We start from the raw sequence: 21,040 nt of genomic DNA, 5'->3' as shown, positions 1-21,040 counted from the left end.
CGAATCATTTGTAGAGTTGATACTACAAAGGTAACTTCAGCTTAACTATTTTCATTCTCTTTGGCGAGTTTTTTTTATCTCATGGGGATTTCATATTTATACTTGTATTATCCATAACCATTTCTACTACAGGAGGGTGCATTAAATAATGGTTTATATTTTTATTAAACTCTTCATTAGTCATATATAACGGTTGTGCTCCCTCAACCTGATTTACATGTTTATCTCCTTCTTGGAAAGCACTTCTACAAAGAATAGAGCCTCCGGTAAAGTAAGATTCAAATGAATGAGCATCTACAATAGGGATACCCAAACGCAGAAAACCAGAGAATAGAGGATAATTGGTAATAACAACTCCCAATATGGTTTTATCCTTATAATCTCCAATTAGATTGCAGAAATGTTCATGATTATTTTTAATATATTCCTTTTTCCTTTGAGCCTGGGAACATCCTTCTTTCAACCGTTTAAGTGCATTATGGTAATCTCTGACTTCCATCGGATATCGTATGCATTTCACTTCTGCTACAATCAGGGTCGAATCCATACTAATTAATAAGTCGATCTCTTCGGATTTCCCCCCGTCAATACGAAATTTCTTCTGTTCTATTACTATATAAGGAAACGTCTGTTTGGGTCTTCCGCTTATCAGTTTTTTTATAATATACTGCTCCAAATGTTTACCGCGGTCTTTCAATGATATCCCTCCTTTTTCCAGCCAATAGTCAATCAGGTTATAAGTCATTGGAAAAGTCAACGGCAATAAAGTAAACAGATAATCCGCTCCCTGACAAAGAAACGGAGTATTCCATAAATTAAGATACCCTGTCCCGTCATATTCTAAAAGAGATAAAAAAGAATGTATTTCTCCAGAACTAAAACCTGCACGTATTTTCAGATATTCTATTAAATCTCTTTTCGCAATTCTAAACGGATAAGAATAAAATCTTTCTTTTTCCATTATTGCAGTTTCCGGTATCTGAAGCTTAGAAGCAACGGTAAACAAATATGATACCAGGTTAAACATAAAAAACACTTTATCTATATCCAGGTTACCGTATGCCGAAAACGGGACTTTTTTAAGAAATTCGTAGTATGCGTTCAGGGATGCCTGCATATTCATGCCATGAGATATTTCTTCTTTATCCTGTCCATCAGAAAGTTTATATTTTAAATAACCATTCTCTACAGAACAATTCTTTATCCGCTTTTTTGCCTGATACGGATATTTGAAAGAAGAAGACATAAGGATCGAATACTGGCTAAAAACCCTCTGATACATTATCCGAAGGCCTGTTGCTTTTAATTTAAGTTCATGATGAGAGAAAAAATCAATTTTCAGCACCTTTTCATTTAATACAAAAAAGCCTTCATTCCAAACTGCATTTTCATAATTATATTTCATCATATTTATAATATTGCAGCTTTGGCATAAGTCCATGATAGTATCAACGCTATCCAGGTTCCCTTCAATCGGATCAACTATAAAATCATTTACATCTTTATACAGCAAATATTTCACAAGTGTATTCAAAGAGTCGACACCTGCTTCGACAAGTCCTGAGGCACTTATTTCTCCAATTGATTGATCCGGAGACTTTATTTTAAAATCGGCCTCATTTATAAATGAAAATACCTTTCCACCTTTATCCCTTTCCTTGTCAGGTTTGGCTCTATCCGAAAGCTCTTTCTGCACAAGTTGATAATCGCGGCTCAAAGCCGCAAACGAAAAATAAAGCAATTCTTTTTGTGAAAAATTACTTTTGGCTATAAGACTATCTAAATGTGCATATCCCTTTTTACTGAAATCACTCATAAGGAATGTTGTATCACATAAATGAAGTATCTGAATTATTCCAGACTTCTTTTCTTCATTCATATTAGTTTCCGAATTTGCAACAAATACAATATCTTCACGTATCTTCTTTATATTCTCTTTAGAAAAAGAAGGACTAAAAGGATTAAAGCCTTTTTGCTCCCTAATATTTTTCAAAGTATTATCAAATAGCAAATTAAGTTTTTCCATTTCCTTACGATTATGTATATCCGATAAACAGCAAATAAACAATACCTTATTACTTCCTCTTAAAAAGCAGTTATCCTTCTTCTCCCCTATGCTTCTGTTTGCGGGAATAAAGTTTCTTGGACTGGTGCACACGGTCGGATGAATGAAAGCCCGGGCCAAGCAGTTCTTGTTCGGCCATGCGATTTCCTTTTTTGGAGGCTTTGATGTAATCTTCTATTGAGATACTTTTCCTGACCTTGTTCCTCTGTATTTTCATAAATTCAATATTTACCATATTCACATACGAAGTTATACATAATATTTATATTTATTATCTTTACACGTAATTATACGACTTATATAAACTTAATACAGATATAACTACATTTGCTACTTAAATAAACAGAATATGGCAGACAACTACCTCGAAAAAAAACTAGAAGCTTATCAGACACGGAAAACATCCGGTACGAAAAGAGTAAACATTTTCCATAAAACCAGAAGGGTTTTTATTACCGGAGGAGCCGAAGGTATAGGTAAAGCCATAGTAAAAATGTTTCGCAGCGCAGGCCATCGGGTTGCTTTTTGCGACCAGAACGAGATAACAGGAAAAGAGACTGCTCTTCAAACAGGAACGGATTTTTATCACGTAGATATAAACGACAAAGATGCTTTAGAAAAGTGTATGCAACACCTATTTGCTGACTGGGGAGATATCGATATCATTATTAACAACGCAGGTATCAGCCAGTTTTCTCCTATTACGGAAACCAGTGTAGAGGATTTTGACCGGATTCTATCCGTCAATCTCCGCCCGGCATTTATCACCTCCCGGCAGCTTGCCCTGCACAGGCAATCGCAAGAAATCCCGAACCGGTTTGGACGGATTATCAATATAAGCTCCACCCGTTACCTGATGAGTGAACCGGGCTGCGAAGGATATGCGGCCTCCAAAGGCGGTATCTATTCGCTTACTCACGCATTAGCTATGTCACTGGCAGATCTGCACATCACTGTCAATTCCATTGCCCCGGGTTGGATACAAACACGTGACTACGATCAGCTTCTACCTGCCGATCATGCCCAACATCCTTCCAAACGGGTCGGAAAACCAGAAGATATTGCACGTATGTGCCTATTCCTAAGTCAGGAGGAAAACGATTTCATCAATGGAGAAAATATCACCATTGACGGAGGAATGACGAAAAAGATGATTTACACCGAATAGCATGGTACGCATATTAACTGAATTACACACGTCATTAGAATAACATTATAAACCAGGCTAACAGAATATGATAGAATTACCCGAAGCATACAGCAAATTATTTGCAGGCAAACGCATTGATTCGACAGAAGGGAAAGGGATATTTGTAGACATCAAGTTCGACAATAAGATATTCCTAAGTATTTTCGACGGTATAAATATGCGCTATAACGAGAGCAAAACAACTATTCCAAAGAAATACCAGATGCTGGGCGGCTACAAGTCGATATTGTCGAAAAACACATACGATTTGCCTTGTCCGCTCTGTGGCTACGGCATTGTGAAAGAAGCCTATATGGGAGGATCGGTTTACTATTGTCCCGAATGCCAAAAACTATAAAACCGCGCGGCATGTTTCATTTACTTCATATACAGGATTCGTCCCCTGCCCTGCCTCAACGGTTTACCTATCCTTTCCATTATATACCTCATCCGTTATGTGTACAGGCCGCCCAAGAAGTGCAAGCTTATCTGGAAAAACAAGAAGAATGGAGAGAGGAACTGGAACAAGGGAAGATGTTTGGTGTATTGATCACAAAGAACCATATGGGAAAACTGGGCTTTCTGGCAGCTTTCTCGGGTACGTTGGCCGGAAAGAACCTACATCCCTACTTCGTTCCTCCTATTTATGATTTGTTGGAACCGGAGGGATTCTTCAAACCGGAAGAAGACCGGATATCATCTATAAACAAGCAAATCGAAGCAATTGCAGGAAGTAAAGAATACCAGGCATGCAAACAACATCTGAGGCAACAAACAAAGGAAGCTGAATTGTCTTTAAAAGTTGCAAAAGCACAGTTAACCAATGCAAAAAAAAAGCGGGATGCATGCCGTATGAATCATCCGGATGCGGTAGAGCAAGCTGCTATGATACGTGAAAGCCAATATGAAAAGGCGGAGTTTAAACGGTTGAAAAATCACTGGAAAGAGCGGATCAGTTCTTTGCAAGCAAATGTAGAAACATTTGAACAAGAGATAAACCGGCTAAAGGCAGAACGGAAGGAACGCTCCGCCGCTTTGCAACAAAAACTTTTCGAACAATTCAGGATGCTAAACGCACGTGGTGAAAGCAAGAACCTGTTAGCAATCTTTGAGCAGGCTAAACATCAACTGCCTCCTGCCGGTGCTGGTGAATGTGCCGCTCCCCGTCTTTTGCAATATGCTTATCTGAAGAAACTGCATCCCATAGCGATGGCCGAATTCTGGTGGGGACAATCGCCCAAAGCGGAAATACGGCGGCATGGCTATTATTATCCGGCCTGCAAAGGGAAATGCGAGCCAATTCTCAACCACATGCTTCAGGGATTAGAGGTAGATCCGAATCCATTGGCAGAAGAGCTCCCAAAGGAAACAGAACTCCGTATCTTGTGGGAAGACGAATGGTTGGCGGTAGTGGATAAGCCAGCCGGAATGCCTTCTGTTCCGGGTAAGCTGCATCTGAACTCGGTCTACAGTGAGATGCAGAAACGATATCCGGAAGCAACCGGCCCTTTGGTGGCACACCGGCTCGACATGGCTACTTCCGGGCTATTGATAGTAGCCAAAACAATGGAAGTATATCAGAATCTGCAAATCCAGTTTAGTAACCGGACAATTAGGAAACGCTACATCGCTTTATTAGAGGGAAAGGTTTCTTTATTTCAGGGCATAATTGACCTACCTCTTTGCCTTGATCCGGAGGACAGACCCAGACAAATGGTGAGCGATAAATACGGAAAACGGTCTGTTACGGAATATCAGGTTCTAGGATATAAGGATGGCATAACCCGAATTGCATTCTATCCGTACACTGGACGAACGCACCAATTACGCGTTCATGCAGCTCATACATCAGGGCTGAATGCACCTATAATCGGAGATGAATTATATGGAAAAAAAGCTGAACGGCTTTATCTGGACGCCGTTGCCATAACATTCCGCCATCCTGTTACAGGAGAAACGATCTGCGTGGAGAAAGAAGAAACCTTTTAAAAAGAATCAGCGTTTAAACTTCAGGAAAGGAAGAACCAGGAAAGCCGGAATACAGCAAATCATTACCCAGACGAAGAAATACTGGTAGCCAATCTGCTCCTGAATCCAACCGGAAGCCATACCTGGCAACATCATGCCTAGAGCCATAAATCCGGTACTGATGGCATAATGTGAAGTTTTATATTCGCCTTCGGCAAACAACATCAGATACATGGTATAAGCAGTAAAACCGAAACCATAGCCAAACTGCTCGACAGCGACACAGGCGTTGATAATGAATATATTATCCGGCATAGCATACGCCATGTATAAATAAACCAGATTTGGCAATGAAATAGCCAAAGCCATAGGCCAAAGCCACTGCTTCAATCCTTTCCGCGCAATAGCCAGTCCGCCCAAAATGCCTCCCAGCAACAAAGACACTACACCAACCGTGCCATAAGCAAAACCTACCTGTGCCGTAGACAGCGCCAATCCGCCAGTCTCGCGACTATCCAGCAAAAAGGGAGAAGCCAGTTTCACCAGTTGCGATTCACCCAAACGATAAGTAAGCATAAAGAGTATTGCCGGAATAATACCTTTCTTACGAAAAAAACTGGCAAATGTCTTCATAAACTCAACCATGATGACAGACGGCGTAACCTGAGGACGCGGAGCATCTTCGGCCGGGCGAGGCAATACAGATCGATGCCATAAAGACAGTCCAACAAACAGACCTGCTATAATAAAGAAGATAATGCTCCAGGAGAAAGGAATACGTCCGGTAGACTTTTCCAGAAAACCGGCTAGCATAACCAGCAGACCTTGCCCGGTAATCATGGCCACCCGATAGAAGGTATTACGTATGCCGATGAAGAATGCTTGTTGATCCTGCGTCAGTCCCAGCATATAAAAGCCGTCGGCGGCAATGTCGTGTGTAGCCGAACTGAAAGCCATCAACCAGAAGAATGCCAACGTAGCCCGGAAGAAGAAATCGCCGGGAAGGACAAATGCAACGCCTGCCATGCCGGCTCCGATAAACAGTTGCATGGCGTAAATCCACCAACGCTTCGTCTTGATCAAATCCACAAACGGACTCCACAACGGTTTGATAACCCACGGAAAGTAAAGCCAACTAGTGAATAAAGCTATATCCGTATTAGATATATCGAGCCGCTTGTACATAATGACAGAGAGCGTCATTACGGCCACATAAGGTAAACCTTCCGCAAAGTACAATGAGGGAATCCAACTCCAGGGATTTTTCATAACTGAAAGATGTCTGCATCCTTCCATGCCGGAAATTTAGCACGAAAGTCATTTAGTTCGTTTTTCAGGAGCGTACATGTACGCATTATCTCTTCCCGCTTACCGGCATCGGCCATCTTTTTACCCCTGGGATCAAACACCATCGAATCTCCACGGTAAGAGAATCCTTTTCCATCTACACCCACACGATTCACGCCACATACATAACACATATTCTCTATGGCACGTGCCTGAAGCAGCACTTTCCATACTTTCTTGCGCGGCTCAGGCCAGTTCGCCACATAAATAAGGAGATCATATTCATTATTTACGTTCCGGCTCCAAACCGGAAAACGGAGGTCATAGCATACCAGCAAACGAATATTCCAATCTTTGTAACGAACAATTACACACTCATCACCGGCAGAAAAATGTTTATCTTCACCGGCCATGCGGAATAAATGACGCTTGTCATAGTAATATTCTTCGCCATCAGGCGTAATAAAGAATGCACGATTATAATATTTACCGTTTTCCTTTACTATAAAACTGCCGACAATAGCTATACCATACTTATGAGACCATTTTTTTACAGAACGTATTGTTTCGCCATCCATTGTATCTGCCTGCTTCTCTACTTCCATAGAAAAGCCGGTAGTAAATGTTTCCGGCAGAACGGCTATATCCGTTTTACCGCTTACACGGCGAAGCAACTCTCCATAATATTCCAAATTTTCATTCCGGTCTTCCCATATTATATGAGACTGAACCATACTGATACGCAAATTGTCGGCCATATTATTGCACATTAAATTTCAACAAAATTCTCCGGATGACAAGCCGTAATTCCACGATAATGCATACGTATTTCGTGTATATCCTTATCAACATCTCCCGTAGGATAAAATACACCTTTTGTTCCGACTTCTTTCTTTCCATAATCAAAGTAAGCCATCACTATCGGCACATTTGCTTTGAAAGCAATATAATAGAAACCCTTTTTCCATTCTTTTGCCCGCTTGCGCGTACCTTCGGGAGTAATTGCCAACTGGAATTTATCACGCGTATTAAATATTTCCACCATCTGTTCTGTAACAGATGTTCGTTTTTCGCGATCAACCGGAACTCCACCCAACCAATTAAACAACAGGTTAAAAGGAAAAAAGAACCATTCCTTCTTTATAAGGAAGCCTGCATTACACCCAATTGATGTATAAAATAACTTTCCTACGATAAAATCCCAGTTGCTGGTATGAGGCGCAACACATATTATGCATTTCGGCAATTCAACACCATCAACCGGGCCAAGTTTCCATCCTGCTAACCGGAGTATTGCTTTACAAATTTCTTTCTTCATGCTTACTTTTCTTTGCTCAGAGAGCCAATTTCGGTAGCAATGGCATTTACCTCCGACTGCAAGTCAGCTCTGAGCTTGCGATAATATTCTTTTACTAATGCCTTATTTTCCTTCGCATCAGGACGATTGGCACGACGTACATATTCATCTTGCATATCCAAGATTCGAGCCATCACAACATCGGCTTTTTCTTGATTTACGCCGGGAATATACAACTTGCATACTAGTGCTTCTGTAAATAAATCACCAGCCACATAGCTGATGTCTTTCTTTAAAATTCTTCTTTTAGCCATACTTCATTTGTATTTAAACTTCCACAAAGTTAGGAATATTGTTATTAAATACCTTTGAATAGTGAAGAAAAAACATAAAATAGACTATCTTTGCAAGCGTGAAATTACTGATTATAAACAATATCATATATGAGCAATAACATAACGACGCCAGAGTACCTGTTTGAAAGTAGCTGGGAAGTTTGTAATAAAGTAGGAGGAATTTACACTGTCCTTTCAACGAAAGCGCATACATTACAACAAATCTTTAATGACAAAATAGTTTTCATTGGCCCGGATGTATGGACAGACACAAAAACTCCTGACTTTATCGAAGATACAGTCTTGTTTGCCGATTGGAAACAACATGCATTATCCCAAGAGAAACTAAATATCAAGGTCGGCCGATGGAATGTTCCTGGAACGCCTCCTGTAGTCTTAGTCGACTTCAAACCTTTTTTCAAAGAGCGTGATGCTTTCTATTTTTCTATGTGGGAACATTTCAAGGTTGATTCGATGCATGCTTACGGAGACTACGACGAATCTTGCATTTTCGCTCTTGCTGTTGGCAAAGTAATAGAAAGCTTTTATCACTTTTATAAGTTGGAAAACAAGAAAGTAGCCGCCTTATTCAATGAATGGATGTTGGGAATGGGGGCACTTTATATCCAAAAACAACTTCCGGCCATTGCCACATTATTCACAACACATGCCACATCTATCGGTCGTTCCATTGCAGGCAATAACAAAGCTTTGTATGCCTATATGGATGGTTATAACGGAGATCAGATGGCCAGAGAGTTGAATATGGAAGCCAAACATTCACTGGAAAAACAAGCGGCTCACTATGTAGATTGTTTTACTACGGTTAGTGATATTACTGCCCATGAATGTAAGCAATTATTAGACAAGGCACCGAATATTGTTACTTCCAACGGCTTTGAACGCAACTTTGTTCCGGAAGGAAAAGTATACACAGAAAAACGAGCTATCGCACGTCGCACATTAATTAATGTAGCAGAGAAACTTTTGGGCAGCCCTATATCTTCGGATGCTTTATTAATTTCTACCAGCGGACGTTATGAATATCGAAACAAAGGTATCGATGTATTTATCGAAGCGATGAACCGCGTACGTACATCCGGTCGTTTGCAACGCGAAGCAATAGCATTCATTATGGTTCCGGCATGGGTTCGTGATGCCCGTGCAGATTTGAAAGAAGTTATAGAAAAAGATATTAAAACGACTTCACCTCTACAAGTACCTTTTATTACACACTGGCTACACCAAATGCGGGAAGATAAGGTATTAAACTATATTACACATGCAGGCTTTACGAATAAGGCATCCGACAAGATGAAAATTATCTTCGTACCTTGTTATCAGGACGGATCCGACGGTATATTCAATAAAGCTTATTACGATTTGCTCATTGGCATGGATGTCACCGTTTACCCTTCATATTACGAACCTTGGGGCTACACCCCATTGGAAAGTATAGCGTTTGGCATTCCTACAATTACAACAAACCTGGCAGGTTTCGGATTATGGGCTGCAAAAACAGTATCGGGAAATGATATTAACGAAGGCGTTGCCGTTGTTAATCGTACAGACTTCAATTATTTCGAAGTTGCCGATACTATTGCAAATTATATATTGTCTTACGCACAGAAAGACAAAAAAGAAACTGAAACCATCAAACAACATTGTTTTGACATTGCCAGCAAAGCCGAATGGAGCAAATTTATTACTTATTATAAAACAGCTTTCGGCATAGCATTAGAGCAAGCCCAGAAAAGAAACAACTAAACATAACTCATAATTAAGAAGATAATCCTATCTTTGCACAGTTTTACAAAAAGAAGAAAGATTATCATTTATTCATAAAAAGAAACTTATTAAACTTCACGATAATGAAAATCAAGGCGAATAACGCAAACAGTCCGATCTGGAAAGAGGTTTACTCACATTCAAAGCTTCCTCAGCAGTTGGAACCGCTTTACGAAATGGCTACTAACCTTTGGTGGGTATGGAATCATGAAGGTGCCAAACTATTCCGCAAATTAGATGAAAAGCTTTGGCAAACAACAGAAGGCAATCCTGTACTATTGCTACAAAAACTTCCATATAAACGTATAGAAGAAATTTTGGCAGACAAAGCTATTATAGCGGAAATGGAAAAGGTGTATGCCGATTTCAAAGCTTACGTAAATGTAAAGCCTGATACAACAAAACCATCGGTTGCTTATTTCAGTATGGAATATGGTTTAACGAATGTGTTAAAAATATATTCAGGAGGTCTCGGTGTACTGGCCGGCGATTATCTGAAAGAAGCCAGCGATTGTAATATAGATTTATGTGCCGTAGGCTTCTTATACCGTTACGGATATTTTACACAATCTTTGTCTATGGACGGACAACAGATTGCAAATTATGAAGCTCAAAACTTCAATACATTACCACTTACACAGGTAATGCAATCCAACGGAGAACCCATGTTATTGGAGGTTCCTTACCCGGGAAGAACAGTTTATGCACATATCTGGAAAGTAAGCGTAGGACGTATTCCTTTGTATTTGATGGATACAGATATTCCTCAGAACAGTGAATGGGATCGCTCTATCACCCATCAGTTATATGGTGGCGACTGGGAAAACCGTATGAAGCAAGAATATTTGCTGGGTATCGGCGGTATCATGATGCTAAACAAACTTGGTATCAAAAAACAAATCTATCACTGCAATGAAGGCCATGCAGCACTTATCAATGCTCAACGCCTTGTAGATTATATTCAAAAGGATGGATTGACCTTCAATCAAGCCCTTGAAGTAGTCCGTGCATCTGCTCTTTACACAGTTCATACTCCGGTTCCTGCTGGTCATGATTATTTTGATGAAGGCCTATTCGGTCGGTATATGGGCGAATTCCCAGGCAAACTTGGTATCAGTTGGCAAGAATTTATTGATATGGGACGTGAAAACCCCGGATCAAATGAAAAATTCTCAATGAGTGTATTTGCTTTGAATACATGCCAGGAAGCCAATGGTGTAAGCTGGTTGCATGGTAAAGTATCTCAAAAAATGTTCGCTCCGGTTTGGAAAGGATATTTCCCGGATGAACTACATGTAGGATATGTTACAAATGGCGTTCACATGCCAACTTGGGCTGCTACAGAAATGAAGAAATTCTATGCAGAAAAATTCGATAAAAAGTTCTTTAGCGACCAATCTAACAAGAAATACTGGGAAGCAATTCAAAACGTTCCTGATGAAGAAATCTGGGAAATACGCAAGACTTTAAAGAACAAACTGATTGATTATATCAAAGAACAATACAAAGGTAACTGGTTGAAAAACCAAGGTGATCCTTCAAAAGTAATGTCAATCCTTGAAAAAATCAATCCGAATGCACTAATGATCGGTTTCGGTCGCCGTTTTGCTACATACAAACGCGCTCACTTGTTATTTACTGATTTAGACCGTTTGGCAAAAATTGTAAATAACGAACAATACCCAATCCAGTTTGTATTCACAGGAAAAGCTCACCCGGCTGATGGTGGCGGACAAGGCCTGATTAAACATATTGTAGAAATTTCACGTCGTCCGGAATTCTTAGGAAAGATTATTTTCCTGGAAAACTACGATATGCGTTTAGCCCGTCGTTTAATCTCAGGCGTTGACGTATGGCTGAATACACCGACCCGTCCATTGGAAGCTTCCGGTACGTCTGGAGAAAAAGCGGAAATGAATGGTGTTCTTAACTTTTCCGTACTTGACGGATGGTGGTATGAAGGCTATCGCGAAGGCGCTGGTTGGGCATTAACCGACAAGCGTACTTACGAAAACCAACAGTATCAAGATCAATTAGATGCCGCAACAATCTACCATATTCTGGAAACCGAAATAATCCCGACTTATTATGCTAAGAACAGCAAGGGATATTCTCCAGACTGGATTCAGTATATCAAAAATTCAATCTCAAAGATTGCTCCCGACTATACAATGAAACGCATGTTAGATGATTATGAAAACCGTTTCTATAGTAAACTGGCTACACGTTCGGCTCATCTTCAGGAAAACAATTACGCAATGGCAAAAGAGATTGCAGCATGGAAAGAAGAAGTGGCAGAGCACTGGGATAGTTTCCAGGTAGAATCATTCACTTGCGACCAAGACTTATTGTTAAACGGTCCGGTTATTGGGCAGAATTACACATTTAATTTAGTTATCGACCGTCACGAATTACGAGGTATGCTCGGAGTTGATATGGTAATAACTAAAGAAGATCCGGAAAAACATACACTGGAACTTGTTTCTGTTGAATCTTTCAAACTGATGAAAGAAGAAGGTTCTAAATTATTCTTCTCTCTTACAAGTACTCCGACAGAGGCAGGCAACCTAAACTTAGGCTTCCGGGTTTATCCGGTAAATAAAGAATTACCTCATCGTCAGGATTTCGCTTATGTTCGTTGGTTACAACAATAATAATTCTGATAAACTATAAATATCAAAATGAAATGAACCCCGAAAGTTTTTTATCTAACTTTCGGGGTTCACTTCATTTTGCCACAACCTCTTACTGAATATTTTAGTTTTGTCCAATAACTGTAACGGTTTAGAGTGACTAATCACAAATCAAAAAACTCCTTAGAACGCATACGAAACACCTATAGAAGGCATTAAAGCATATACATTGTAATGTCCACCGAATGTACGAGGTTTTCCTAACAGATCGAGATCCGTATAAGAACCGTCGCGTCCGAAACCGGTCACATAAGAAAATGCGAAATCAACAGACAAAGATTCCAGCGGACGGAAACTCAAACCGGCCGTGATACCCAACTTATTCATACTCGGAGTCTCCGGATTCAGGTAATTATCCTCTACCGGAGTTTCATCGAAATAAGCACCTAAACGAAGATCGAGACGATTTGTTGCTGCAAACTGAGTTCCCAGACGATAAATACGTGAGTTTTTGTATTTCTTCGGAGCATCGATATCATATTGGCTCAATTCTGAAGCCGGATAGAAATTCACAACCAATGAGTTGTAAGCACCCCAACCGACGAACTGAACTTCTCCCGATACGATCCAACGATCCGTAGGCTTGTAAGTCAAACCGACATTCCAGTTATCCGGTAGCGGCAATTCAGCTGAGAAAGTAGCCTGGTCTAACGGGGGAATCTGAATACCATCTTTAGGAATACCCGGTATAGAACCCAGTTGGCTAATCAAACCATTCACCTGTTCCAACAATCCTTTGAAGCCTAATTCATTGGCATAGCTCAAACGAACATCACCTTCTTTTACACGGGCTTTTACTTTTGAACGGTAAGATACACCGACAGTAAATTTATCGTTAATATCGTACATGGCTCCGACATTGAACCCCAGACGAATACCGGCATCCCCCTTCAAAGAAGCAGAAACTGCAGATGTTTCGTCATATTTGGACATTTCTGACACGAGTTGATCAACAATCGGCTTATATTGAGGCATAGCTTCCAATATCGGACCGAGTTGCCCCATCATACTTTCAGCCAAACCTGTCATTGCACGCGGCGCTATCAAGGCACGGTTCAGTTCGATATTACCAAATTCCATCATCAGACCGGCACCAATACTCAGGTTATCCATAATCTTCCAGGAAACAGTAGGTTGAATATTGAACGCTTTTAAAGAGATATCCTGTACCAGGTGAGCGCCTTTCCAGTCGCGCCCCCAGTTAATGGCACTACCATAAGGGGTATTTACACTGATACCGGCAGCGAGGAAATCATAAATCTTAAAACCGGCATATACAAACAAAGGCGTACTTGCCTTATTATCCGTTTTTTGAACGTATCCATTATCTCCCGCAAACTTACCGTTGGCAAACACACCAGTTATACCGGCCGATAAGTCTACACTCTTATCCATAAAAACCATACCGGCCGGATTAAAATGCATACTTTCGGCCCCCAGTTTCATAGCAGTACCCACATGGCCCATACCAGACTGCTTTGTGCTTTGTGCATTTACCTGATAACCTTCTGCCGCAGCATAAGACATTGGAAGCATGGAAAGACATGCTAAAGCGATAATTTTCTTCATAAATTATTAATTAGTTAATACCTCATTCTATTGCCATCCCTGGCACAAACGGGGACAAAGATAAAATACTTTTCCTTACCATTGCACATTTTTAGTCAAATTGTGCGGCACAAAGAAGTGCTTTTTGTGCAAAACAGTTTATCAAACAAATGTACAATTGGTTTTAATGACTATCTTAGCTCATTATCTACAAATATTCATAGTAATGATTCAAAAAAACCATTATTATGATTTTCCAAAATCTTTACTATGAATTCGTTTTTTGCCAGAGGTCTGAAGGTTACTACTTTCGGAAATGTGATTCGTAAATTCAGTAGCCTACCGGTGTAGTAAAAAATAAATGTGAACTAATTATGTACTTATCTGATGAACCATGAATACAGCCAAAAGAAAAAGCCACTCCCGGATAATCCGGAAGCGGCTTTCTTCTATGACGTTTTACAGCTATTTCTAAAAGCTATTACTTACTTTGAGATGAATAATTTTTATTCAGATATTCTATCAATTCACCTGTAATATCATAAGCATCACCAGCCAATAAAATATTATCACCTACAGTATTGCTGAAAATTACCTGGAAATGTTTATCCTTATTAAATTCTTTCAACTGTGAAACCAGTGTATCACGAAGTTGCTCACTTACCCTCTGTTGTTCAGCAACCAATTCCTGAGCCAACTGATTATCCAAGTTCTGTAGTTCCTGTTGTTTATTGATCAAACGTTGTTGTTCAGATTCTGCGCGTTCACGGGTAAGAAATGCGTTATTTTCCACTTTACGCTGAAAGTCCTGCATTTCACTTTGCAATGACCGGGCTTTTTGTGTAATACTGGCACGGGAATTTTCTGATTTTTTCAAAATAATCTCATTCAGGTCTTTTGAATAATTGTAATTCTGTAAAAGAGAGTCAACATTGACATAGGCAATCGGAAGTATCCCTGTTGTATCCTCCCCGGAAGTAAATGTTCTTGTGACCTCAGATTCCTTTTTATCGGAAAATTGCATAATAAACAATATTATTACAGCCACAGCAAGCACACCGTTAATAACGTAGTTAATGTTCTTCATAAAGTGTAAATTAAATCTTTATTTATTCTTTTATTTCTTTCATTCTATCATATAGATTCTTTTGAGCCGCATCTTCTCTGTCCTGTGTTTTTGCACAATGTATACCCTTCTTTCCTAATGCCCTGTTACCATCGATATGTGTATTAGGAAACCTTCCTCCCTTTTTCAGCAACACTTTGATAGATAATAACACAACACTTATAACAAGAATTATGACAGCAAGCAATAACGTTGTAAGCATTTTCTCTATATTTGTGGACGCAAATATAAGAGTTTAACTGATTATAAAATATCTTTTCGGTATTTTATTCTACTTTTTTTCGAACATTATCCTTAGAGATACCATATTATTAACTATAGAGTAACATCTATAATACATCGTAACATTATGAAGATTACAGATTTAAAGCCAGAAATCGTATGGAAATTTTTCCATCAGGTAACACAAGTTCCCCGTCCGTCAAAAAAAGAGGGTAAAATGATCCAATTCCTTGAATCATTTGCCAAAGAGTACAATATAGCTATCAAAAAAGATGCTGCAGGCAATATCTTAATGTCTAAGCCGGCTACTCCGGGAATGGAAAACCGTCCAACCGTTATTTTACAATCGCACATGGATATGGTTTGCGAAAAAAATAACGGAACCGTTCACAATTTCGATAAAGATCCTATTGAAACTGTCGTAGAAGGGAATTGGCTCCATGCAAACGGAACTACACTTGGTGCGGATAACGGCATCGGCGTAGCTGCAGAATTAGCCATCCTGGCTTCCAACGATATTGAACATGGTCCTGTCGAATGTCTTTTCACAGTTGATGAAGAAACCGGGCTTACCGGAGCAAAAGCCATCGAAAAAGGATTTATGACCGGAGAAATCCTGCTAAATCTTGACAGTGAAGATGAAGGTGAAATATTTATGGGTTGTGCCGGAGGCAAAGACACACAAGCCGTTTTTCATTATCATCCGCAACCAACCTCTCCCAACATGCAATATTTCCGTATTGATATAAAAGGATTGAATGGAGGACACTCCGGCGGCGAAATACACAAAGGTTTAGGTAATGCCAATAAAATTCTGGTTCGTTTCTTATTCCTTTTAAAACAGAAATATCCGTTTGTTTTATGCTCTATTGACGGAGGTAATTTACGCAATGCCATTGCCCGCGAAGCACATGTTGTAATAGGCATTCGTCCGGAAGACAAAGAAAACGTACGCATCATGCTGAATCATTTCACTGCGGATATTGAAAATGAATTAAAGCATATCGACCCGAAAGTACAAATTACAATGGAATCTGCCGATCGTCCTGAAGTGCATATTGATAATACAACTACAGAAAAACTAATCCTTGCATTACATGCGTGCCCGCATGGTGTTATTGGCATGAGTCACGATATTGAAGGGCTAGTCGAAACTTCGACAAACCTGGCTTCCGTAAAGATGAAAGAACACAATACAATTGTTATAGGAACCAGCCAACGCAGTTCCATTGAATCATGTAAAATAGCCGTTGCCAACCAAGTAGCATCAACATTTTTACTTGCAGGCGCAGATGTAAGCCATGGAGACGGTTACCCCGGATGGGCTCCAAATCCAGATTCCAAAATACTGAAAGTTGCCCAGGAAACATACAAACGTTTATTTAATAAAGATGCCAAAATTATGGCTATACATGCCGGATTGGAATGTGGATTATTCCTCGAGAAATATCCTAACCTGGACATGATTTCATTCGGTCCGACTCTACGTGAAGTTCATTCGCCGAATGAACGCATACAGATTGATACTGTTGGTTTGTGGTGGAATCATCTAGTTGAATTATTAAAGAGTATTCCTGCAAAATAAAACAAAGTATTGTCCGTTATAAGAGAGGATGTACATAGCAATATGTTAATCCTCTTTTTTATGCCTCGATTTGGAAACATAATTAGAAAAAATTTGTTTATTGATAAGAAACAGAACAAAAAGGCATATTATTTAACATTTACAGAAAATGAAAAGATTAACCATAATAATATTCATTCTTTCCGCTGTAATACTGAATCTTTTATCAGGATGCGACGGACTGGACGAACATTATTCCACAAACCCAAACCACAGGCTGGACTTTTCTAAAGATACAGTAGCTTTTGACACCATATTCAGTACAATTGGTTCCACCACAAAACAATTGATGATTTATAACAACAATTCAGAAGCACTCAATATTGAATCCATCTTGCTGGCAGGAGGAGGAACGACAGGTTTCCGTATTAATGTAGACGGCAGAAAAGGAGACTCTTTCAGTAACGTCAGCATTCTTGCCAAAGATAGCATGTATGTTTTCGTTGAAGTGACAGTAGACCCAAATGGAACGGATCAACCTTTATTGATTGAAGATTCTATCGTGTTCGTCACAAACGGAATGCAACAATCTGTTATACTTGAAGCTTATGGACAGGATGTAAATTTATATAAAGGTGGGGTTACCATCACTAAAGACAGTATACTTACCGCCAATCGTCCTTATCTGATCTACGACAGTCTGGTTATCGCCCCCAACGCAAAAGTAACCATTGAAAAAGGTGCGACATTTTACATGCACGACAAAGCAAACATTATTGTACGTGGAACAATGGAAGCCAACGGCACCCAAGATCAACCGGTCATATTCCGTGGAGACCGGCTGGATTTTATATTGGATAATGTATTGCCTTACGACCGAACTCCGGGACAATGGGGAGGAATTATATTCAAAAAAGCCAGTTTTAACAACACAATGAATTACGTTATTGTCCGTAATGGCACGACAGGCATTTCTTGCGAATTATCAGAACCTGAATTAAGCAAACTAGAGATCAGCAATTCGCAGATAACAAATATGAGTAAAGATTTATTCAGTGCTATCAATTGTAACATTACAGCAACAAACAGTGAATTCAGTAATGCAAAAGGCAGCGTTGTTACGCTCATTGGTGGTAAATATTATTTTGCACATTGCACATTGGCCAATTATATGGTCTTATTAACGCGAGACAGCCAAAGCAAAGGTGAAGTGCCTAGTAAGACACTCAGAATATTTAATAATGCTACGGTCAACGAAAGCGGCCCATATCCAATTATACAGGCACAATTTGACAACTGTATTATAGATGGCAGCTTTTCAGCCGGAGAAAAGGAATTAGGAGGAGAGTTACAAATCACGTCCGGAGCAACCTTTAAATCGGAAAACACCAGTTTCGATTTTCTTTTTAATCATTGTCTGATTAAAACTAAAGGCGAAGCTAATAACAATTTTAAGGACGTTATCTTTATAACAAAAAGTCCGGAGTATATACAAACAGGAGAAAAAGAGAACAAATATGCTTTCGATTTCCGGCTTGCCAGTGATAAAGAAGAAGGCATAGGCAAAGCTGATTTATCTGTTGCCCGGAAATATCCAAAAGACCGTTATGGTATAGACCGGTTATCTAGTACTAACGGTCCAACTATTGGAGCGTATGAATATGTTCCAAAAGAAAACAATAAGCAATGAGATAAACCAGAACCTGAACTATGAAACTATTTACGTTTTTCTTCTTTTTGGTTACTTTCTCCGCGACAGCTCAAACCAATTTCAGAGTAATGAGTTATAATGTAGAAAATCTATTCGACACAACAGATAATCCGGATAAAGACGATAACGACTTTTTACCTTCCGGAAACAGACATTGGACTCAAAAGCGATATAATCTCAAATTACAACATATAGCAAAAGTTATATCTGCCATTGGCGAATGGGATACGCCGGCAATTGTAGGCCTATGTGAAATAGAGAACGATTCCGCATTAGTTCATCTTCTTAATCGTACACCATTACGCCAGCAACAATATCGCTATTGTATCACACAAAGTCAGGACAGACGGGGAATTAATGTGGCATTACTTTATCAACGGGATAAATTTAAATACCTTGGTCACAAAGCAGAGTCTATTTCATACTCACATAAAAAGCACAAACTATCACGCGACCTGTTACATGTATGGGGTAAACTAATTACAGAAGATACTTTAGACATTTTTGTCTGCCACTTTCCATCTCGCTACGGTGGAGAAAAAGAGAGTGAAACCGACCGTATAGACGCAACAACAACACTCATCAATCTATGTGATTCACTAAAGCAAATCCGTACCAGTGCACATTTCATCATTATGGGGGATTTCAATGACACGCCCGAGAACAAGAGCTTGACAAAAATAGAACAATCTTGTTTCCTGCACAACCTGTTTTCAAATCTGAAAGAGTTTTCACCTAAAGGAAGCCACAAATATCAAGGAAACTGGAGCCAGTTGGATCATATAATTATCAGCAGAGATTTAATCGATACCACAAAATCCTTCCACTACATTCCTCAAAGTGCTCGGATATACGCACCTCCGTTCTTGTTCACCAAAGATAAAACATGGCATGGAACCAGACCATTCAGAACTTATTATGGATTCAGATATGAAGGAGGTTACAGCGATCATTTACCTTTAATTGCCGATTTTATTATCTCCTACTAACAGTAAAATTACTCAAAACGGATACTACGAGCCGGATCAATTTTAGTTATCAAATAAGAAGGACCAAGCATCATCAGCATTGATATGCAAAGTGTCCCTATATTCAACAAAACGAGTGACAGAATATTCAAATCGACAGGCACTGCATCCAGATAATATATAGACGGGTCCAGGGTAATTATCTTAAAATGGGATTGCATCAGACATAAGAAAACACCTATTATATTCCCCCATAACATACCCTTACCTATCAGGAAAAATGATACATACAAAAAAATATGACGTATACTTGTATTATTCTGTCCCAAAGCCTTCAAAATACCAATCATATTCGTTCGCTCCAAAATAATAATCAGCAATCCTGAAATCATGGTAAAGCCAGCAACAGATAGCATTAACACCAATATTACCACAACATTAATATCTAATACGTCCAGCCAATTAAATATCATCGGGTTCAACTCTTTTATAGAGCGGGCATAGAACGTATTACCATTACGATCTTGTTTTTCAGCAAGATCAAAATATAAATCTTCAGAAATCTGATCCAAATTATCATAATTATCAACAAATAGCTCAAGGCCGCTCACCTGATCTTTTTCCCAACCGTTTAACCGGCGTATCTGTTTTATATCAGCAATAACAAAAAGCTTATCGTAATCAAGAAAACCCGTTTCATAAATGCCTGCAATATGAAATTTACGGGCACGAACATTATCCTGGACAAAATATGTAAGGAATGAATCTCCCACATTCAGTTGCAATAAATCAGCCAAATAACGGGAAATAATAACATCAGTAGAATTTTTATCCGGATCGATAGAAATGATATTTCCTTCTTTCAGATTATTCCGAAAAAATGTCCAGTCATAATCTGTATCTACTCCTTTCAGTACGATACCCTGGAAGTCATTCTCTGTCTTCAAAATGCCTGGCTTGGTTGCAAACGATTCAACATGCCGAATACCAGGAAATACACGAAGGTTTTGCAGCAAAGTGTCACTTATAGCAATTGGCGTTGATTCATACGAAGAGTTACTGTCAAAATTTGTAATTTGAATATGAGAGCCAAAACCGATTACCTTATTCCTGACTTCTTTTTTAAAACCTATGACAATTGCCACAGAAAGGATCATCACAGCAAGCCCTAAAGCAATGCCAATAATGGCAATACGAACAGCAGGAGATATAACTTTCCGATCACCCTCCTTGCTAAAATGTATTCTTCTTGCTATGAATAATTCTAAACTCAAAACAG

Annotated in this window: 17 protein-coding genes and 1 pseudogene; 8 read left to right on the top strand and 10 right to left on the bottom strand. The window is 39.3% G+C overall.

Annotated features, from left to right (window positions below; all coding sequences use genetic code 11):
- Positions 1 to 79: 79 nt before the first annotated feature.
- Both C4S38_RS13120 and C4S38_RS13115 read right to left on the bottom strand, forming a co-directional pair.
- On the bottom strand, positions 80 to 2,026 hold the full coding sequence (locus C4S38_RS13120) for a hypothetical protein (RefSeq protein WP_103984076.1): 1,947 nt from the start codon (positions 2,024 to 2,026) through the stop codon (positions 80 to 82).
- Positions 2,027 to 2,096: 70 nt separating this feature from the next.
- Positions 2,097 to 2,282, bottom strand: coding sequence for a hypothetical protein (locus C4S38_RS13115; RefSeq protein WP_146059489.1), 186 nt, complete (start codon positions 2,280 to 2,282; stop codon positions 2,097 to 2,099).
- 132 nt (positions 2,283 to 2,414) lie between these two features.
- Here C4S38_RS13115 and C4S38_RS13110 point away from each other — a divergent pair, with 132 nt between their 5' ends.
- The 3 genes and pseudogenes from C4S38_RS13110 to C4S38_RS13100 all read left to right on the top strand — a co-directional run bounded on the left by C4S38_RS13110 (position 2,415) and on the right by C4S38_RS13100 (position 5,243).
- A complete protein-coding gene (locus C4S38_RS13110) occupies positions 2,415 to 3,233 on the top strand; it encodes an SDR family NAD(P)-dependent oxidoreductase (RefSeq protein WP_103984074.1) in 819 nt (272 codons plus the stop codon).
- A gap of 238 nt (positions 3,234 to 3,471) precedes the next feature.
- Positions 3,472 to 3,612: pseudogene (locus C4S38_RS16115) on the top strand (endonuclease VIII); the annotation flags it as partial.
- An 11-nt stretch (positions 3,613 to 3,623) separates the two neighbouring features.
- Positions 3,624 to 5,243, top strand: a complete 1,620-nt coding sequence (locus C4S38_RS13100) for an RluA family pseudouridine synthase (RefSeq protein ID WP_103984073.1) — start codon at positions 3,624 to 3,626, stop codon at positions 5,241 to 5,243.
- Between the two features lie 6 nt (positions 5,244 to 5,249).
- Here the strand turns inward: C4S38_RS13100 and C4S38_RS13095 are convergent, their stop codons facing one another.
- The 4 genes from C4S38_RS13095 to C4S38_RS13080 are packed head-to-tail and all read right to left on the bottom strand — an operon-like array spanning position 5,250 to position 8,120.
- Positions 5,250 to 6,491, bottom strand: a complete 1,242-nt coding sequence (locus C4S38_RS13095) for an MFS transporter (RefSeq protein ID WP_103984078.1) — start codon at positions 6,489 to 6,491, stop codon at positions 5,250 to 5,252.
- Positions 6,488 to 7,267, bottom strand: coding sequence for an amidohydrolase (locus tag C4S38_RS13090; protein ID WP_103984072.1), 780 nt, complete (start codon positions 7,265 to 7,267; stop codon positions 6,488 to 6,490). The genes C4S38_RS13095 and C4S38_RS13090 overlap by 4 nt, the downstream gene beginning before the upstream one ends.
- A gap of 11 nt (positions 7,268 to 7,278) precedes the next feature.
- A complete protein-coding gene (locus tag C4S38_RS13085; RefSeq protein ID WP_103984071.1) occupies positions 7,279 to 7,827 on the bottom strand; it encodes a 1-acyl-sn-glycerol-3-phosphate acyltransferase in 549 nt (182 codons plus the stop codon).
- Between the two features lie 2 nt (positions 7,828 to 7,829).
- Positions 7,830 to 8,120 carry a hypothetical protein gene (locus C4S38_RS13080; RefSeq protein WP_103984070.1) on the bottom strand — a complete coding sequence of 97 codons (291 nt, stop codon included), beginning with the start codon at positions 8,118 to 8,120 and terminating at the stop codon, positions 7,830 to 7,832.
- A 129-nt stretch (positions 8,121 to 8,249) separates the two neighbouring features.
- Here C4S38_RS13080 and C4S38_RS13075 point away from each other — a divergent pair, with 129 nt between their 5' ends.
- A complete protein-coding gene (locus C4S38_RS13075; RefSeq protein ID WP_103984069.1) occupies positions 8,250 to 9,908 on the top strand; it encodes a glycosyltransferase in 1,659 nt (552 codons plus the stop codon).
- A 104-nt stretch (positions 9,909 to 10,012) separates the two neighbouring features.
- Complete coding sequence (gene glgP / locus C4S38_RS13070) at positions 10,013 to 12,583, top strand: alpha-glucan family phosphorylase (RefSeq protein WP_103984068.1); 2,571 nt, start codon at positions 10,013 to 10,015, stop codon at positions 12,581 to 12,583.
- Between the two features lie 162 nt (positions 12,584 to 12,745).
- Here the strand turns inward: glgP and C4S38_RS13065 are convergent, their stop codons facing one another.
- The 3 genes from C4S38_RS13065 to C4S38_RS13055 form a co-directional block, all read right to left on the bottom strand.
- The gene (locus C4S38_RS13065) at positions 12,746 to 14,191 is read right to left on the bottom strand and encodes an OmpP1/FadL family transporter (RefSeq protein WP_099463336.1); all 1,446 of its coding nucleotides are present in this window, start codon (positions 14,189 to 14,191) and stop codon (positions 12,746 to 12,748) included.
- A gap of 460 nt (positions 14,192 to 14,651) precedes the next feature.
- Positions 14,652 to 15,257, bottom strand: a complete 606-nt coding sequence (locus C4S38_RS13060) for an OmpH family outer membrane protein (protein WP_103984067.1) — start codon at positions 15,255 to 15,257, stop codon at positions 14,652 to 14,654.
- Between the two features lie 22 nt (positions 15,258 to 15,279).
- Complete coding sequence (locus tag C4S38_RS13055) at positions 15,280 to 15,498, bottom strand: hypothetical protein (protein ID WP_099463345.1); 219 nt, start codon at positions 15,496 to 15,498, stop codon at positions 15,280 to 15,282.
- A gap of 147 nt (positions 15,499 to 15,645) precedes the next feature.
- On the opposite strand from C4S38_RS13055, the gene C4S38_RS13050 reads away from it, so the two are divergent.
- From C4S38_RS13050 to C4S38_RS13040, 3 genes are all read left to right on the top strand, one after another.
- Positions 15,646 to 17,103: an aminoacyl-histidine dipeptidase gene (locus tag C4S38_RS13050; protein ID WP_103984066.1), complete on the top strand. Its 1,458-nt coding sequence runs from the start codon at positions 15,646 to 15,648 to the stop codon at positions 17,101 to 17,103.
- Positions 17,104 to 17,251: 148 nt separating this feature from the next.
- Positions 17,252 to 18,772, top strand: coding sequence for a hypothetical protein (locus C4S38_RS13045; protein ID WP_103984065.1), 1,521 nt, complete (start codon positions 17,252 to 17,254; stop codon positions 18,770 to 18,772).
- Positions 18,773 to 18,792: 20 nt separating this feature from the next.
- Positions 18,793 to 19,782: an endonuclease/exonuclease/phosphatase family protein gene (locus C4S38_RS13040; RefSeq protein ID WP_103984064.1), complete on the top strand. Its 990-nt coding sequence runs from the start codon at positions 18,793 to 18,795 to the stop codon at positions 19,780 to 19,782.
- An 8-nt stretch (positions 19,783 to 19,790) separates the two neighbouring features.
- Here the strand turns inward: C4S38_RS13040 and C4S38_RS13035 are convergent, their stop codons facing one another.
- Positions 19,791 to 21,035 carry an ABC transporter permease gene (locus tag C4S38_RS13035; protein ID WP_103984063.1) on the bottom strand — a complete coding sequence of 415 codons (1,245 nt, stop codon included), beginning with the start codon at positions 21,033 to 21,035 and terminating at the stop codon, positions 19,791 to 19,793.
- Positions 21,036 to 21,040 lie beyond the last annotated feature (5 nt).

Origin of the sequence: Parabacteroides chinchillae, from assembly GCF_900108035.1 — a bacterium.
Taxonomy (GTDB): domain Bacteria; phylum Bacteroidota; class Bacteroidia; order Bacteroidales; family Tannerellaceae; genus Parabacteroides; species Parabacteroides chinchillae.
The sequence above is the reverse complement of the archived record's forward strand: the minus strand, read 5'-3'. Positions and strand labels throughout refer to the sequence as shown.

Bases quoted from the DNA above. Each gene is read 5' to 3' on its own strand.
- C4S38_RS13120 (WP_103984076.1), bottom strand. From the start codon at position 2,026: ATGGAAAAACTTAATTTGCTATTTGATAATACTTTGAAAAATATTAGG.
- C4S38_RS13115 (WP_146059489.1), bottom strand. From the start codon at position 2,282: ATGAAAATACAGAGGAACAAGGTCAGGAAAAGTATCTCAATAGAAGAT.
- C4S38_RS13110 (WP_103984074.1), top strand. From the start codon at position 2,415: ATGGCAGACAACTACCTCGAAAAAAAACTAGAAGCTTATCAGACACGG.
- C4S38_RS13100 (WP_103984073.1), top strand. From the start codon at position 3,624: ATGTTTCATTTACTTCATATACAGGATTCGTCCCCTGCCCTGCCTCAA.
- C4S38_RS13095 (WP_103984078.1), bottom strand. From the start codon at position 6,491: ATGAAAAATCCCTGGAGTTGGATTCCCTCATTGTACTTTGCGGAAGGT.
- C4S38_RS13090 (WP_103984072.1), bottom strand. From the start codon at position 7,267: ATGGCCGACAATTTGCGTATCAGTATGGTTCAGTCTCATATAATATGG.
- C4S38_RS13085 (WP_103984071.1), bottom strand. From the start codon at position 7,827: ATGAAGAAAGAAATTTGTAAAGCAATACTCCGGTTAGCAGGATGGAAA.
- C4S38_RS13080 (WP_103984070.1), bottom strand. From the start codon at position 8,120: ATGGCTAAAAGAAGAATTTTAAAGAAAGACATCAGCTATGTGGCTGGT.
- C4S38_RS13075 (WP_103984069.1), top strand. From the start codon at position 8,250: ATGAGCAATAACATAACGACGCCAGAGTACCTGTTTGAAAGTAGCTGG.
- glgP (WP_103984068.1), top strand. From the start codon at position 10,013: ATGAAAATCAAGGCGAATAACGCAAACAGTCCGATCTGGAAAGAGGTT.
- C4S38_RS13065 (WP_099463336.1), bottom strand. From the start codon at position 14,191: ATGAAGAAAATTATCGCTTTAGCATGTCTTTCCATGCTTCCAATGTCT.
- C4S38_RS13060 (WP_103984067.1), bottom strand. From the start codon at position 15,257: ATGAAGAACATTAACTACGTTATTAACGGTGTGCTTGCTGTGGCTGTA.
- C4S38_RS13055 (WP_099463345.1), bottom strand. From the start codon at position 15,498: ATGCTTACAACGTTATTGCTTGCTGTCATAATTCTTGTTATAAGTGTT.
- C4S38_RS13050 (WP_103984066.1), top strand. From the start codon at position 15,646: ATGAAGATTACAGATTTAAAGCCAGAAATCGTATGGAAATTTTTCCAT.
- C4S38_RS13045 (WP_103984065.1), top strand. From the start codon at position 17,252: ATGAAAAGATTAACCATAATAATATTCATTCTTTCCGCTGTAATACTG.
- C4S38_RS13040 (WP_103984064.1), top strand. From the start codon at position 18,793: ATGAAACTATTTACGTTTTTCTTCTTTTTGGTTACTTTCTCCGCGACA.